This is a genomic window from Enterobacter sp. D2, from assembly GCF_034427575.1.
Taxonomy (GTDB): Bacteria; Pseudomonadota; Gammaproteobacteria; order Enterobacterales; family Enterobacteriaceae; genus Enterobacter; species Enterobacter cloacae_M.
On record NZ_JAXQPP010000001.1, the window covers coordinates 437584 to 450958 of the forward strand.

General features: G+C 56.0%; 12 protein-coding genes and 5 tRNA genes. 8 read left to right on the forward strand and 9 right to left on the reverse strand.

Translation table 11 applies throughout. The features are described 5' to 3' along the window. Positions 1–85: 85 nt before the first annotated feature. The 7 genes from SPG90_RS02075 (at position 86) to pnuC (ending at position 2774) form a co-directional block, all read left to right on the forward strand. Positions 86–161: transfer RNA gene (locus tag SPG90_RS02075), tRNA-Lys, on the forward strand. A 126-nt stretch (positions 162–287) separates the two neighbouring features. Continuing rightward, positions 288–363: transfer RNA gene (locus SPG90_RS02080), tRNA-Val, on the forward strand. 3 nt (positions 364–366) lie between these two features. Continuing rightward, positions 367–442: transfer RNA gene (locus tag SPG90_RS02085), tRNA-Lys, on the forward strand. 141 nt (positions 443–583) lie between these two features. Next, positions 584–659 (forward strand) — tRNA-Lys (locus SPG90_RS02090). 31 nt (positions 660–690) lie between these two features. Continuing rightward, a tRNA-Lys gene (locus SPG90_RS02095) sits at positions 691–766 on the forward strand. A gap of 222 nt (positions 767–988) precedes the next feature. Continuing rightward, entirely contained in the window at positions 989–2032 is a 1044-nt protein-coding gene (nadA, locus tag SPG90_RS02100) for a quinolinate synthase NadA (RefSeq protein WP_126302883.1), read from the forward strand. 22 nt (positions 2033–2054) lie between these two features. After that, on the forward strand, positions 2055–2774 hold the full coding sequence (gene pnuC / locus SPG90_RS02105) for a nicotinamide riboside transporter PnuC (protein WP_045357760.1): 720 nt from the start codon (positions 2055–2057) through the stop codon (positions 2772–2774). Here the strand turns inward: pnuC and zitB are convergent. Then, entirely contained in the window at positions 2771–3709 is a 939-nt protein-coding gene (gene zitB / locus SPG90_RS02110; protein WP_045403816.1) for a CDF family zinc transporter ZitB, read from the reverse strand. The genes pnuC and zitB overlap by 4 nt on opposite strands. A 106-nt stretch (positions 3710–3815) precedes the next feature. Then, positions 3816–4196 carry a protein YbgS gene (locus SPG90_RS02115; RefSeq protein WP_023310803.1) on the reverse strand — a complete coding sequence of 127 codons (381 nt, stop codon included), beginning with the start codon at positions 4194–4196 and terminating at the stop codon, positions 3816–3818. A gap of 304 nt (positions 4197–4500) precedes the next feature. On the opposite strand from SPG90_RS02115, the gene aroG reads away from it, so the two are divergent. Then, positions 4501–5553, forward strand: a complete 1053-nt coding sequence (aroG, locus tag SPG90_RS02120) for a 3-deoxy-7-phosphoheptulonate synthase AroG (protein ID WP_047173434.1) — start codon at positions 4501–4503, stop codon at positions 5551–5553. Between the two features lie 60 nt (positions 5554–5613). On the opposite strand, the gene gpmA is transcribed toward aroG, so the two are convergent. The 7 genes from gpmA to modE all read right to left on the reverse strand — a co-directional run bounded on the left by gpmA (position 5614) and on the right by modE (position 13353). Then, positions 5614–6366, reverse strand: coding sequence for a 2,3-diphosphoglycerate-dependent phosphoglycerate mutase (gene gpmA / locus SPG90_RS02125; protein ID WP_023310804.1), 753 nt, complete (start codon positions 6364–6366; stop codon positions 5614–5616). Between the two features lie 206 nt (positions 6367–6572). After that, positions 6573–7613 carry a galactose-1-epimerase gene (gene galM / locus SPG90_RS02130; protein WP_023310805.1) on the reverse strand — a complete coding sequence of 347 codons (1041 nt, stop codon included), beginning with the start codon at positions 7611–7613 and terminating at the stop codon, positions 6573–6575. After that, entirely contained in the window at positions 7607–8755 is a 1149-nt protein-coding gene (galK, locus tag SPG90_RS02135; RefSeq protein ID WP_045403812.1) for a galactokinase, read from the reverse strand. Before galK ends, galM begins: the two co-directional genes overlap by 7 nt. Before the next feature lie 5 nt (positions 8756–8760). After that, entirely contained in the window at positions 8761–9807 is a 1047-nt protein-coding gene (gene galT / locus SPG90_RS02140; RefSeq protein ID WP_063440600.1) for a galactose-1-phosphate uridylyltransferase, read from the reverse strand. 9 nt (positions 9808–9816) lie between these two features. Then, positions 9817–10833, reverse strand: coding sequence for a UDP-glucose 4-epimerase GalE (galE, locus tag SPG90_RS02145; RefSeq protein ID WP_023334950.1), 1017 nt, complete (start codon positions 10831–10833; stop codon positions 9817–9819). A gap of 200 nt (positions 10834–11033) precedes the next feature. Next, positions 11034–12497 (reverse strand): molybdate ABC transporter ATP-binding protein ModF, encoded by a 1464-nt coding sequence (gene modF, locus SPG90_RS02150; RefSeq protein WP_322407890.1) that lies wholly within the window; start codon positions 12495–12497, stop codon positions 11034–11036. Positions 12498–12564: 67 nt separating this feature from the next. Further along, positions 12565–13353, reverse strand: coding sequence for a molybdenum-dependent transcriptional regulator (gene modE, locus SPG90_RS02155; protein ID WP_126302882.1), 789 nt, complete (start codon positions 13351–13353; stop codon positions 12565–12567). Positions 13354–13375 lie beyond the last annotated feature (22 nt).

The window sequence follows — 13375 nt, forward strand, 5'->3', positions numbered from 1 at the left end:
ATTTTTGTTGCGCTGAATTCTTAAATCAGTAATATATGCCGCCGTTGCCACGGGATATCAAACAACGTGAAAACAGCGTAAAAGTGGGTCGTTAGCTCAGTTGGTAGAGCAGTTGACTTTTAATCAATTGGTCGCAGGTTCGAATCCTGCACGACCCACCACTAAGTCAGGTGGAAGTAGTAGTAAAACGTGAAGGATAACGTTGCGTCAGCAACGGCCCGTAGGGCGAGGCGAAGCCGAGTCATCCTGCACGACCCACCACTTAACGCATATCGGCAGTACAGAGTGGGTGATTAGCTCAGTTGGTAGAGCATCTCCTTTACACGGAGGGGGTCGGCGGTTCGAGCCCGTCATCACCCACCACTCGGGTCGTTAGCTCAGTTGGTAGAGCAGTTGACTTTTAATCAATTGGTCGCAGGTTCGAATCCTGCACGACCCACCAAATTTAATGTCTTACTCAGATATTAAACGTGAAGGATAACGTTGCTTTAGCAACGGCCCGAAGGGCGAGGCGAAGCCGAGTCATCCTGCACGACCCACCAATTTTATTGGTTCCGAGTGATAATTCAGGCAACACCCAAAAGGGTCGTTAGCTCAGTTGGTAGAGCAGTTGACTTTTAATCAATTGGTCGCAGGTTCGAATCCTGCACGACCCACCAGCCTGAATAAATTTGAAGTACATCCCGCAAGGGGTCGTTAGCTCAGTTGGTAGAGCAGTTGACTTTTAATCAATTGGTCGCAGGTTCGAATCCTGCACGACCCACCAGTGTAGAAAGGCGCCCTAAAGGCGCCTTTTTGCTATCTGCCGTCTGTGCAGGTCGGGCAAGGCGAAGCCGCCGGCCGACAAATGCTATCCGCACCTATTTCCGGTGACTTTTCCTCTCATATTCGCTATCTTGTTTAGTATACAAAACACAATTGCCATGCGTTTTGCTATGTCATGCAAAAGAAAGGCAATATTGTTAAGCCCGTAAAACGAGAAGCCATAATGAGTGTGATGTTTGATCCTGAAGCCGCAATCTATCCGTTTCCGCCAAAGCCTGTCCCGCTAAGCCAGGACGAAAAGCAATTCTACCGTGAGAAGATCAAACGTCTTCTTAAAGAACGAGATGCGGTGATGGTGGCCCATTACTACACCGACCCGGAAATTCAGCAGCTGGCGGAAGAGACCGGGGGCTGTATTTCTGACTCACTGGAGATGGCACGCTTCGGTGCAAGACATCCCGCTTCCACGCTGCTGGTTGCTGGCGTGCGTTTTATGGGCGAAACGGCAAAGATCCTGAGCCCTGAAAAAACCATTCTGATGCCGACGCTTAATGCGGAGTGTTCCCTTGATCTCGGCTGCCCGATTGACGAATTCACGGCCTTCTGTGACGCCCACCCTGACCGGACCGTGGTGGTTTACGCCAACACCTCTGCGGCGGTAAAAGCGCGTGCAGACTGGGTTGTCACCTCCAGCATCGCCGTTGAGCTGATTGAACATCTGGACAGCCTTGGCGAGAAAATTATCTGGGCGCCTGACCGCCATCTTGGAAATTATGTCCAGAAGCAGACGGGGGCTGACGTTCTCTGCTGGCAGGGTGCCTGCATTGTGCACGACGAATTCAAAACCCAGGCGCTGGCGCGCATGAAGGCACTTTATCCTGACGCCGCTATTCTTGTTCACCCTGAATCACCCCAGTCTATTGTCGACATGGCGGACGCCGTGGGCTCAACCAGCCAGCTTATCAACGCGGCCAGGACGTTGCCTCACAAGCAGCTCATCGTGGCGACCGATCGCGGTATTTTCTACAAGATGCAGCAGGCCGTGCCGGAGAAAGAGCTCCTTGAAGCGCCAACGGCGGGTGAGGGCGCAACGTGCCGCAGCTGTGCGCACTGCCCGTGGATGGCGATGAACGGCCTGAAGGCCATTGCCGAAGGGCTCGAGACAGGCGGTGCGGTACATGAAATCCATGTGGATGCCGCCCTGCGTGAAGGTGCGTTAATTCCGCTTAACCGCATGCTGGATTTTGCGGCTACACTACGTACTTAATTCAAAACGTCCCGGGGAAAAGATGGATTTTTTTAGCACGCAGAACATTCTGGTTCATATACCGATTGGCGCAGGTGGCTATGACCTGTCATGGATTGAGGCCGTTGGCACGCTGGCGGGATTACTCTGTATCTGGCTGGCAAGCCTGGAGAAGATCAGCAACTACGCGTTCGGGCTGATTAACGTTACGCTGTTTGCGATTATCTTCTTCCAGATCCAGCTGTACGCCAGCCTGCTTTTGCAGCTGTTCTTCTTTGCCGCCAATATTTACGGCTGGTACGCGTGGTCGCGTCAGAACAGCCAGCAGGAGGCCGAGCTGCAGATCCGCTGGCTGCCCCTGCCCAAAGCTATCGCCTGGTTCGTCGCTTGCGTGGTGGCCATTGGCTTAATGACCGTCTACATCAACCCGGTGTTTGCGTTCCTGACCCGCGTTGCCGTGTCGGTCATGTCCGGTTTCGGCCTGAACGTGACGATGCCCGAGCTCCAGCCGGATGCCTTCCCGTTCTGGGATTCCTGCATGATGGTACTGTCGATTGCGGCGATGATCCTGATGACGCGAAAATACGTTGAGAACTGGCTGCTGTGGGTCATCATCAACGTTATTAGCGTAGCGATCTTCGCTCTGCAGGGCGTCTATGCGATGTCGCTGGAATATCTGCTGTTGACCTTCATCGCGCTGAACGGCAGCCGGATGTGGATTAACAGCGCGCGTGAGCGAGGTTCTCGCGCGCTTTCCAGCTAGTGGTGATGATGATGTGAATGTCCGGACTGCGCCTCGTTGAGGTGGCAGTCCGGCCCGTTACAGGGCTGATATTCCATCTGGATGGTTGCGTGGCCAATTTCGTAGTGATGTTCAAGAAAATGCTGGATGCGCTCAAGCAGCGCATCGTGGTCGTGAGGCGGGATCACCTGAACGTGCAGCGTCATGACCGGTTTTTCCCCCACCAGCCAGACGTGCACGTGATGAACATTGCGGACTTCCGGGACTGAACGGCGCAGGTTGCGCTTCAACTCTTCAATATCCATAGATGTCGGTGCCCCTTCAAGCAGTTCATTCACGCTCTCCTTCAGCAGTCGCCAGGCGCTGCGCAAGACCAGACATGACACCAGCACGGACAGAATCGGATCGACAGGCGTCCAGCCGGTATATAGGATCACCAGCGCGGCGACGATCGCCCCGACTGAGCCGAGCAAATCACCCAGGACATGCAGAGCCGCAGCGCGCACGTTGAGGTTCTTTTCTCCGCTGCCGCGGTGCAGAATCCAGAAGGCCAGGATATTTGCCAGCAGCCCCGCCACGGCAATCACCATCATTGTTGTCCCGGCGATTGGCTGCGGGTGTCTGAAGCGCTGTACGGCCTCCCAGACGATAAGAACGGTGATGACCACCAGCGCAATAGCGTTCACAAACGCGGCAAGGGTCGTCAGCCTCAGCCAGCCGAAGGTATGGCGCGCATTGGGAGGACGACGCGCAAACTGTACCGCCAGGAGGGCGAAGAGCAGCGCTGCGGCATCGGTCAGCATATGCCCGGCATCAGCCAGTAGCGCCAGAGAGCCGGAAATCAGGCCGCCAATGACCTCGATAACCATAAACGTTGCCGTGACGCCAAAGGCCAGCATCAGTCGTTTAGCGTTATCGTTGCCGGGAGAGTGTGAGTGGGAATGGGAGTGCGCCATATCTGCTTTCCTGATGTGTTATTGTTTTTAGTGTAGCGTTTTTAATAGGTTACTCCAAAAAGAAAGGAGAGCCTGAGCTCTCCTTTTTCTTACCGGTTACCACCCCTTACTGGGTTGTGCCATCGGTTTTGGTATTCGCGTCGTTCCCTACTTTATCATTAGGATCGGGGCATTTGCCGTCCTTACACATCGAGTTCTTATGAACCTCATCCGAACTCATATTGTCATGATTCATGGTGCCGGAACCGCTGCTGTTGGGATGCAGCATAGTGCCGCCGGTGTTGGTGTTACCGGTATTGATCTGGCTGTTGTCGACATTATTCGGGGCGATGTTCTGTTTCGCATCAGGGGCGGGCTGGCCTGCTGCCGCAGCGGCATTGGCATCCCCGTTGCTATCGGATGTGCCCGTTTCCGCGGCCAGGACGCTGCCGCTTGCCAGAGTGAGTGTGGCGGTCAGGAAGAGGGTTGCCAGTTTAGTCATTTTCATCATGGTGCTCCTGTTCTTGTCGTTACGCTGGATAACTTTCTCCAACAGTGCATCTCTTTCAGAGGCGAAAGATTCCCCCTCACGGACTTACGTCAGTAGGGAATCGCGTTTAAGCGTTTAAAATTGGTTGTTACAGTTAAAAAGCTTAGGTTAGATCTCGTTTTTCGCTATTTTGTGGCGATTTTTAGGCGAATTCCAGGAATTATCTGCGTGAAGTGTAAAACCGTGTTTACACTTCCTGGTCGACAAGATAGATTGAAAGGATTGCTTTCATTACTAAAGATATGGCAGAGCTGGAACGAAGATGAATTATCAGAACGACGATTTACGCATTAAAGAGATCAATGAGTTATTACCTCCTGTAGCGCTCCTTGAGAAATTCCCCGCCACTGAAAATGCCGCAAACACGGTTTCTCATGCTCGTAAAGCGATCCATAAGATCCTGAAAGGTAATGACGATCGTCTTCTGGTGGTGATTGGCCCGTGCTCCATTCACGATCCTGCAGCTGCGAAAGAGTACGCAGCCCGTCTGCTCACTCTGCGTGAAGAGCTGAAGGACGAGCTTGAAATCGTAATGCGCGTCTATTTTGAAAAACCGCGCACCACCGTGGGCTGGAAAGGGCTGATTAACGATCCGCATATGGATAACAGCTTCCAGATCAACGACGGTCTGCGCATTGCGCGCAAGCTGCTGCTGGAGATCAACGACAGCGGCCTGCCTGCTGCCGGTGAATTCCTGGACATGATTACGCCACAATACCTGGCAGACCTGATGAGCTGGGGCGCAATTGGTGCGCGCACGACTGAATCTCAGGTTCACCGCGAGCTGGCGTCCGGTCTCTCTTGCCCGGTGGGTTTCAAAAACGGCACTGACGGCACCATTAAGGTGGCTATCGACGCCATCAACGCAGCGGGTGCGCCGCACTGCTTCCTGTCCGTAACCAAATGGGGCCATTCCGCCATCGTTAACACCAGCGGGAACGGCGACTGCCATATCATTCTGCGCGGCGGCAAAGAGCCGAACTACAGCGCGAAACACGTGGCAGAAGTGAAGGTCGGGCTGGAAAAAGCCGGGCTGCCACCGCAGGTGATGATCGATTTCAGCCATGCCAACTCCAGCAAGCAGTTTAAAAAGCAGATGGAAGTGGGTGCAGACGTCTGCCAGCAGATTGCCGGCGGTGAGAGGGCGGTGATTGGGGTGATGATCGAAAGCCATCTGGTTGAAGGTAACCAGAACCTGGAAGGCAGCGAGCCGCTGGTGTATGGCAAAAGCGTCACAGATGCCTGCATTGGCTGGGACGATACCGATGCTATCCTGCGTCAGCTGGCGAATGCGGTAAAAGCGCGTCGCGGCTGAATTCTCAGTCACAAATAAAAAGCGCGGAAGGCTCCGCGCTTTTTTTATATCTGGCGAAAATTACTTCGCTTTACCCTGGTTCGCGACAGCCGCTGCTTTCGCCGCGATCTCTTCTGCGTTACCCAGATAGTAGTGTTTGATTGGCTTGAAGTTTTCGTCGAACTCATACACCAGCGGTACGCCGGTTGGGATGTTCAGTTCGAGGATTTCGTCTTCACCCATGTTGTCCAGGTATTTCACCAGCGCGCGCAGGGAGTTACCGTGAGCCGCGATGATCACGCGCTCGCCGCTTTTCAGGCGTGGCAGAATGGTTTCGTTCCAGTAAGGCACAACGCGGTCGATGGTCAGCGCCAGGCTTTCGGTGGTTGGCAGCTCAGCGTCGGTCAGCTTCGCGTAACGCGGATCGTGGCCCGGGTAGCGCTCGTCATCTTTGGTCAGCTCTGGTGGGGTGATTGCGAAGCCGCGACGCCACTGTTTAACCTGCTCGTCGCCATATTTCTCAGCGGTTTCCGCTTTGTTCAGGCCCTGCAGCGCACCGTAGTGACGTTCGTTCAGTTTCCAGGACTTCTCAACCGGCAGCCAGGCCTGATCCAGTTCGTCCAGCACGTTCCACAGGGTGTGGATGGCACGTTTCAGCACAGAGGTGTAAGCAAAATCAAAGCTGAAGCCTTCTTCCTTCAGCAGTTTACCTGCTGCTTTTGCTTCGCTTACGCCTTTCTCAGACAGATCAACGTCGTACCAACCGGTAAAGCGGTTTTCGTTGTTCCACTGGCTTTCGCCGTGACGCACCAGAACCAGCTTAGTAATAGCCATCTCTTACTCCTCAAGCATTTTTAGAATGATAACAATTCTCATTATATTGCCGTGGCCGTGCCACCAGCAACGCTTAACCCTAACCATAGCGAAAATAGTCTCTGAGTGTAAGATGCTTGTGAATCCAGGGTTATGATTTTGTCTGCGATCGGCGCTATTTTCAGCAAGGCGCGCAGAAAAAAGCCCTCCGGAGGGAGGGCTGGATATTAATGCGGAATAAAATGATATTCCGTCACGCTCACGTACTCTTCACCCGGGCGCAGCACGCAGTCCGGCTGTGGCCATTCAGGATGGTTCGGGCTGTCCGGCAGGAACTCGCTCTCCAGCGCCAGGCCTTGCCAGTCGCTGTACTCATCGTGTTCGCGCGCCGTCGTGCCTCCGAGGTAGTTGCCTGAGTAAAACTGCAGGGCGGGGGCGGTGGTATAAACCGTCATCTGCAGTTTCTCATCCGCAGACCAGACCTGCGCGGCAGGCTGTTTCACATCGCCTTTGGCCTGCAGCAGGAAAGCGTGATCGTAGCCTTTCACTTTGCGCTGATCGTCATCGCTCATGAAATCCTGGGCGATGGACTTCGCGCTGCGGAAGTCAAAGCTGGTGCCGCTCACGTCTTTGAGGCCCTGATACGGAATGCCCATCTCGTCAACCGGCAGATACGCATCCGCCAGGATCTGCAGCTTATGGTTACGCACGTCGCACTGGCTACCGTCCAGGTTGAAATACGCGTGATTGGTCAGATTGACCGGACACGGCCTGTCGACCGTCGCACGGTATTCGATGGCGATACGGTTGTCGTCGGTCAGCGTAAAGCGCGCGGATGCGACAAGGTTCCCCGGAAAGCCCTGGTCGCCATCAGGCGAATCCAGCGAGAACAGAACTTCGCTATCGTTTTGACGAACAATCTTCCAGCGGCGTTTATCAAACCCGTCCGGTCCGCCGTGCAGCTGGTTCTCACCCTGGCTTGGAAGCAGGGTGTACTGCACGCCGTCGAGTTCAAAACGGCTTTTCGCGATGCGGTTAGCATAGCGCCCAACGGACGCGCCAAGATAGGCGGACTGATTGACGTACTGCTCAGGCGAGGCGCAGCCGAGCAGAGTCTCACGCACGCTGCCGTCCGGCATCGGTACGCGGGCAGAAAGAAGGGTTGCCCCCCAGTCCATCACCGTAACGACCATCCCCGCGCGATTGCGCAGGGTTAACAGGCGATACGGCAGACCATCCGGTGCAAGGGTAGGTGTTTCGTTTAGCACTGTCCGGCTCCTTGTGATGCTTTGCAAACATAGAAGGTTTCTTTGATGCCCGTTTTTGCTTCGTACTGCTTCGCCACGGCATCCTGTACGGCAGGGACCAGCTCCTCAGGCACCAGCGCAACGATGCAGCCGCCAAAACCGCCGCCCGTCATGCGCACGCCGCCTTTGTCGCCGATGGTGGCTTTAACGATGTCCACCAGGGTGTCGATCTGCGGCACGGTGATTTCAAAATCATCGCGCATGGAGGCGTGAGATTCCGCCATCAGCTCACCCATGCGTTTCAGATCGCCTTTCGCCAGCGCGGACGCGGCTTCAACGGTACGGGCATTTTCCGTCAGCACGTGACGAACGCGTTTGGCGACGACCGGATCCAGCTCGTGTGCCACTTTGTTAAATTCATTGAGCGTCACGTCGCGCAGGGCAGGCTGCTGGAAGAAGCGGGCGCCGGTTTCGCATTGCTCGCGGCGGGTATTGTATTCGCTGCCCACCAGCGTGCGCTTAAAGTTGCTGTTAATGATGACGACAGCCGCGCCTTTTGGCAGGGGAACGGCTTTGGTACCCAGCGAGCGGCAATCAATTAACAGGGCATGCTCTTTTTTGCCGAGCGCGGAGATCAGCTGGTCCATAATGCCGCAGTTACAGCCCACGAACTGATTTTCTGCTTCCTGACCATTCAGGGCAATTTGCGCGCCGTCCAGCGGCAGATGATAAAGCTGCTGGAACACGGTGCCCACGGCGACTTCCAGCGACGCAGAGGAGCTTAAGCCCGCACCCTGCGGCACGTTGCCGCTGATAACTAAATCGGCGCCGCCAAAGTTCTTGTTGCGCTTCTGAAGGTGTTTCACCACGCCGCGCACGTAGTTAGACCACTGCTGGCTGTCGTGCGTCACAATCGGGGCATCGAGAGAAAACTCGTCCGTCTCATTACCGTAATCCGCCGCAATCACGCGAACTTTACGGTCGTCGCGCTTCGCGCAGCTGATGACTGTCTGGTAATCGATGGCGCACGGCAGCACGAAACCGTCGTTATAGTCGGTGTGTTCACCGATCAGGTTAACGCGGCCTGGCGCCTGGATAACGTGGGTGGCAGGGTAGCCAAATTTCTCAGCAAACAGGGATTGGGTTTTATCTTTCAGACTCATTTTTTTTAGACTCCTGATTCGCGATAGTGGACGTCGCTAACGGCACGCAGACGTTCTGCCGCCTGTTCCGCCGTCAGGTCACGCTGGGTTTCCGCCAGCATTTCATAGCCCACCATAAATTTACGCACCGTCGCAGAGCGCAGCAGCGGCGGATAGAAATGGGCGTGCAGCTGCCAGTGTTGATTCTCTTCGCCGTTAAACGGGGCGCCGTGCCAGCCCATGGAGTACGGGAAGGAGCACTGGAACAGGTTGTCGTAACGGCTGGTGAGCTTTTTCAGCGCCAGGGCAAGGTCGTCGCGCTGCGCGTCGCTGAGATCGGTGATGCGCTGCACGTGTGCTTTCGGCAGCAGCAGCGTTTCAAACGGCCAGGCGGCCCAGTAAGGGACGACGGCCAGCCAGTGTTCGGTTTCCACCACGGTGCGGCTGCCGTCGGCCAGCTCGCGCTGGGTATAGTCCACCAGCATCGGCGAACCGTTTTCCGCGAAATACGCTTTCTGCAGACGGTCTTCACGCTCGGCTTCGTTAGGCAGGAAGCTGTTCGCCCAGATCTGGCCGTGCGGGTGCGGGTTTGAGCAGCCCATGGCCGCGCCTTTGTTTTCGAACACCTGCACCCACGGATAGCTCTGCCCCAGCTCTGCGGTTTGCGCCTGCCAGGTGCTGACGACCTCTTTCAGCGCGTCCACGCTCAGCTCGGGCAGCGTTTTGCTGTGATCCGGCGAGAAGCAGATCACGCGGCTGGTTCCGCGCGCGCTTTCGCAGCGCATCAGCGGATCGTGGCTTTCCGGCGCGTCCGGCGTGTCGGTCATCAGGGCGGCAAAATCGTTGGTGAACACGAAGGTGCCTTTGTAGTCAGGGTTTTTGTCCCCGGTGACGCGCGTATTGCCCGGACAGAGGAAGCAGTCCGGGTCATGCTGTGGCAGCGTCTGTTTTGCAGGCGTCTCCTGAGCCCCCTGCCAGGGGCGCTTGGCGCGATGCGGGGAGACCAAAATCCATTGCCCGCTTAACGGGTTAAAACGACGATGCGGATGATCGACGGGATTAAATTGCGTCATGACGGATCCTTAGTCCGGATAGCCTTGCGGGTGGCGTGACTGCCAGTGCCAGGTATCCTGTGCCATTTCATCAAGCGTGCGCGTCACACGCCAGTTGAGCTCTTTGTCGGCTTTGGTGGCATCGGCCCAGTAAGCAGGCAGGTCGCCATCACGACGCGGAGCGAAGTGGTAGTTAACCGGCTTACCGCAGGCTTTGCTGAAGGCGTTAACCACGTCCAGCACGCTGCTGCCGACCCCGGCGCCGAGGTTGTAAATATGCACGCCCGGTTTGTTGGCCAGCTGCTGCATAGCCGCAACGTGACCGTCGGCCAAATCCATCACGTGGATGTAATCGCGCACGCCGGTGCCGTCTTCGGTCGGATAGTCATTGCCAAAAATCGCCAGCGAGTCGCGGCGACCCACGGCAACCTGGGCGATATACGGCATCAGGTTGTTCGGGATGCCCTGCGGATCTTCACCCATGTCGCCGGACGGATGCGCGCCGACCGGGTTGAAGTAGCGCAGCAGCGCGATGCTCCACTCCGGCTGCGCTTTTTGCAGGTCGGTCAGGATCTGCTCCACCATCAGCTTGCTTTTGCCGTACGGGCTTTGCGGCGTACCGGTCGGGAAGCTTTCAACGTAAGGGATTTTGGGCTGATCGCCGTAAACGGTGGCGGAGGAGCTGAAGATAAAGTTTTTGACGTTGGCCGCGCGCATGGCGGAGATGAGACGCAGGGTACCGTTGACGTTGTTGTCGTAATACTCGAGCGGCTTCGCAACGGATTCACCGACCGCTTTCAGACCCGCGAAGTGGATCACCGCTTCGATGGCGTGGTCGTGAAGGATCTCGGTCATCAGCGCTTCGTTGCGGATGTCGCCTTCCACGAAAGTCGGTTGTTTACCGCCAAGGCGTTCAATCACCGGCAGCACGCTGCGCTTACTGTTGCACAGGTTGTCGAGGATGATGACGTCGTGACCGTTTTGCAGCAGTTGCACGCAGGTATGACTACCTATGTAACCGCTACCACCTGTTACCAGAACTCGCATATTTCGCTCCATTGGGCTTATGGTATGTAATAACCATAGCATAACAGAGACGCGAAAAGTGTGACATGGGATAAAATAGTGGAATCGTTTACACTCGTTTTCACACTCGCTTTTTTAATGACTGAGAGCATTCTAGATCAAAGAGATAGCGATGTATTGATGCAAGTTATCTGAAAAGAGGAGGGCAGAGCCCTCCACGGTTAATCGACGTTGCTGAGAAGGTAGCGATAACCTTCACCGTCGGGAACAAACTCCAGGCGATGCGTGATGCAGACGGGGGCATCTTCGGCATGGTGTGAAACGAACAGCAGCTGCGTTTCACCTTCGCTAATCAGCACGTCCACAAAGCGGCGGATAAGCTGGCGGTTCAACGGGTCGAGTCCCTGCAGCGGTTCGTCGAGGATCAGCAGCGTAGGGTGTTTCACCAGCGCGCGAACGATCAGCGCCAGACGCTGCTGCCCCCACGACAGACTATGAAACGGCGCGTCAGCGACCCGGTTGTCCATGCCCAGGATATCCAGCCACTGCTGGGCCAGCTTGTGCTGTTTGTCCGACACCGCCTGATAAATGCCGATCGAGTCAAAATATCCGGAAAGGATCACGTTGCGTACCGTGGTACTGACCCGGTAATCCAGATGCAGGCTGCTGCTGACATAGCCGATATGTTTTTTTATATCCCAGATGGTTTCGCCGCTGCCGCGACGCCGACCAAACAGCGTCAGATCGTTGCTATAGCCCTGCGGGTGATCGCCGGTGATCAGGCTCAGCAGCGTGGATTTCCCCGCGCCGTTAGGGCCGACAATCTGCCAGTGTTCGCCGGGATTGACCGTCCAGCTAAGACGGTTGAGGATCGGGCGATCGTCATAAGAGACAATCCCATCTCGCAGCACGATGCGCGGCTGGTGGGGATCGAGCGCATGGCGGGCCGAAGGGGCGTCAGGTTCCGGAAGGGTAATTCCGTCGAGCTGTTCGCTGTGCGCGAGCTGGGCAATGAGCGCCTGCTTGAGCAGCGCTGTTTTTTCACCGGTCTCGGTCAGGTTACAGTCGGCCAGTACGCCCGCGTGCTGAATAAAGTCCGGAATTTCATCGAAGCGGTTAAGCACCAAAACCAGGGTATATCCCTGCTGATTAAGCGACTCCAGCAGGGACGCCAGCTGCGCACGGGACTGCACGTCAAGGCCGTCAAACGGTTCGTCGAGGATAAGCAGCTCGGGCTCGCTCATCAGCGCCTGGCAAAGCAGCGTTTTTCGCGTCTCGCCGGTCGAAAGGTATTTGAAGCGCCGGTTGAGCAGGGCGGTGATGCCGAACCGTTCTGCCAGGCGCTGACAGCGGGCGGGATCTTTCACCTCATCCTGAATAATTTCCGCCGTCGTACGGCCGGTATCTTCTTCGCCTGGGCTGAGTAAATCAGTGTTATTGCGCTGCCACTCCTCGCTTACCAGCTTTTGCAGTTGTTCAAATGACAGGCGCGTAAAGTCGCCCTGGTATTCGCCCTTGAGGAGGGGGAGTTCGCCGGCCAGCGCGCGGGCCAGCGCGGATTTACCGCTGCCGTTAGTGCCGACAAACGCCCAGCTTTCACCCGCGCGTATCGTCAAATCAGCAATCGTCAGCGTTCGGGTATCGCTAAGACGAAACGTGCCTTGCGAAATATGCAATGATGACATGGTTTATCCCTGTTTTTGCAGCGTCAGATATCAGGGATACGCACTGTCGGTACGATTGTCAATGTGCTCAGCACAAAGTGGCGATAATCACCCGGTCCGCGTTGAAATACGCGGTGACGGCAGCACCTTCTTCTAAACCGTCCGACTCGCTGAGCGGTATGGTCGCGCAAAGCGGCTGCCCATCTGCCAGGGTCATTAGCACTTCGCAATGCGCCTGGCCGCGTTCGATATGGCTAATTGCGCCCTGGAGCTGGTTATCGGCCGCCTTTGCGGCGTCGGGATCGCGCGTAATATTGACCCACGGCGCTTTCAGCAGAACCAGCACCTCTTTACCTTCATCCAGCTCAAGACGTTCCGCGCTCTGCGCCGTTATTGCGGCCTTCAGACGAGTGGTGCCATCGGCAAGCAGGATCTCAATATGCTGCTGTATCTGGAGATTGTCGCGCGCCGTCACCGTTCCAAACCACTGGTTGCGGGCGCTGGTTTGTAACGAGAAGCGGGAAATGGCGGCCAGCAAGCTGTCCAGCGGAACGTTATCGTCGTCGCTCAACACATCGAACGCCTTTTGCTGGATCTGGGCCAGCAGATCGTAAAGCTGAATAAGGCGCTGGCCATAGCGCGTCACGATCGCACCGCCGCCGCCTTTGCCGCCTGTGGCTCTGTCCACCAGCGGTTGTTCGCTCAGGGTGTTCATTTCGTTGATGGCGTCCCAGGCACTTTTGTAGCTGATGCCCGCGTTTTTCGCCCCCTGGCTAATCGAGCCCGTTTGTTCTATTTGTTTAAGCAGGGCGATACGCCGCGGATCGGCGAAAAGCTTTTGCTGAAGTCGTAGAGTGAGAAGAATTTCGGCCTGCATAACAGTGTCCTGGCAAAAAGAG

Bases quoted from the DNA above. Each gene is read 5' to 3' on its own strand.
- nadA (WP_126302883.1), top strand. From the start codon at position 989: ATGAGTGTGATGTTTGATCCTGAAGCCGCAATCTATCCGTTTCCGCCA.
- pnuC (WP_045357760.1), top strand. From the start codon at position 2,055: ATGGATTTTTTTAGCACGCAGAACATTCTGGTTCATATACCGATTGGC.
- zitB (WP_045403816.1), bottom strand. From the start codon at position 3,709: ATGGCGCACTCCCATTCCCACTCACACTCTCCCGGCAACGATAACGCT.
- SPG90_RS02115 (WP_023310803.1), bottom strand. From the start codon at position 4,196: ATGAAAATGACTAAACTGGCAACCCTCTTCCTGACCGCCACACTCACT.
- aroG (WP_047173434.1), top strand. From the start codon at position 4,501: ATGAATTATCAGAACGACGATTTACGCATTAAAGAGATCAATGAGTTA.
- gpmA (WP_023310804.1), bottom strand. From the start codon at position 6,366: ATGGCTATTACTAAGCTGGTTCTGGTGCGTCACGGCGAAAGCCAGTGG.
- galK (WP_045403812.1), bottom strand. From the start codon at position 8,755: ATGAGTCTGAAAGATAAAACCCAATCCCTGTTTGCTGAGAAATTTGGC.
- galT (WP_063440600.1), bottom strand. From the start codon at position 9,807: ATGACGCAATTTAATCCCGTCGATCATCCGCATCGTCGTTTTAACCCG.
- galE (WP_023334950.1), bottom strand. From the start codon at position 10,833: ATGCGAGTTCTGGTAACAGGTGGTAGCGGTTACATAGGTAGTCATACC.
- modF (WP_322407890.1), bottom strand. From the start codon at position 12,497: ATGTCATCATTGCATATTTCGCAAGGCACGTTTCGTCTTAGCGATACC.
- modE (WP_126302882.1), bottom strand. From the start codon at position 13,353: ATGCAGGCCGAAATTCTTCTCACTCTACGACTTCAGCAAAAGCTTTTC.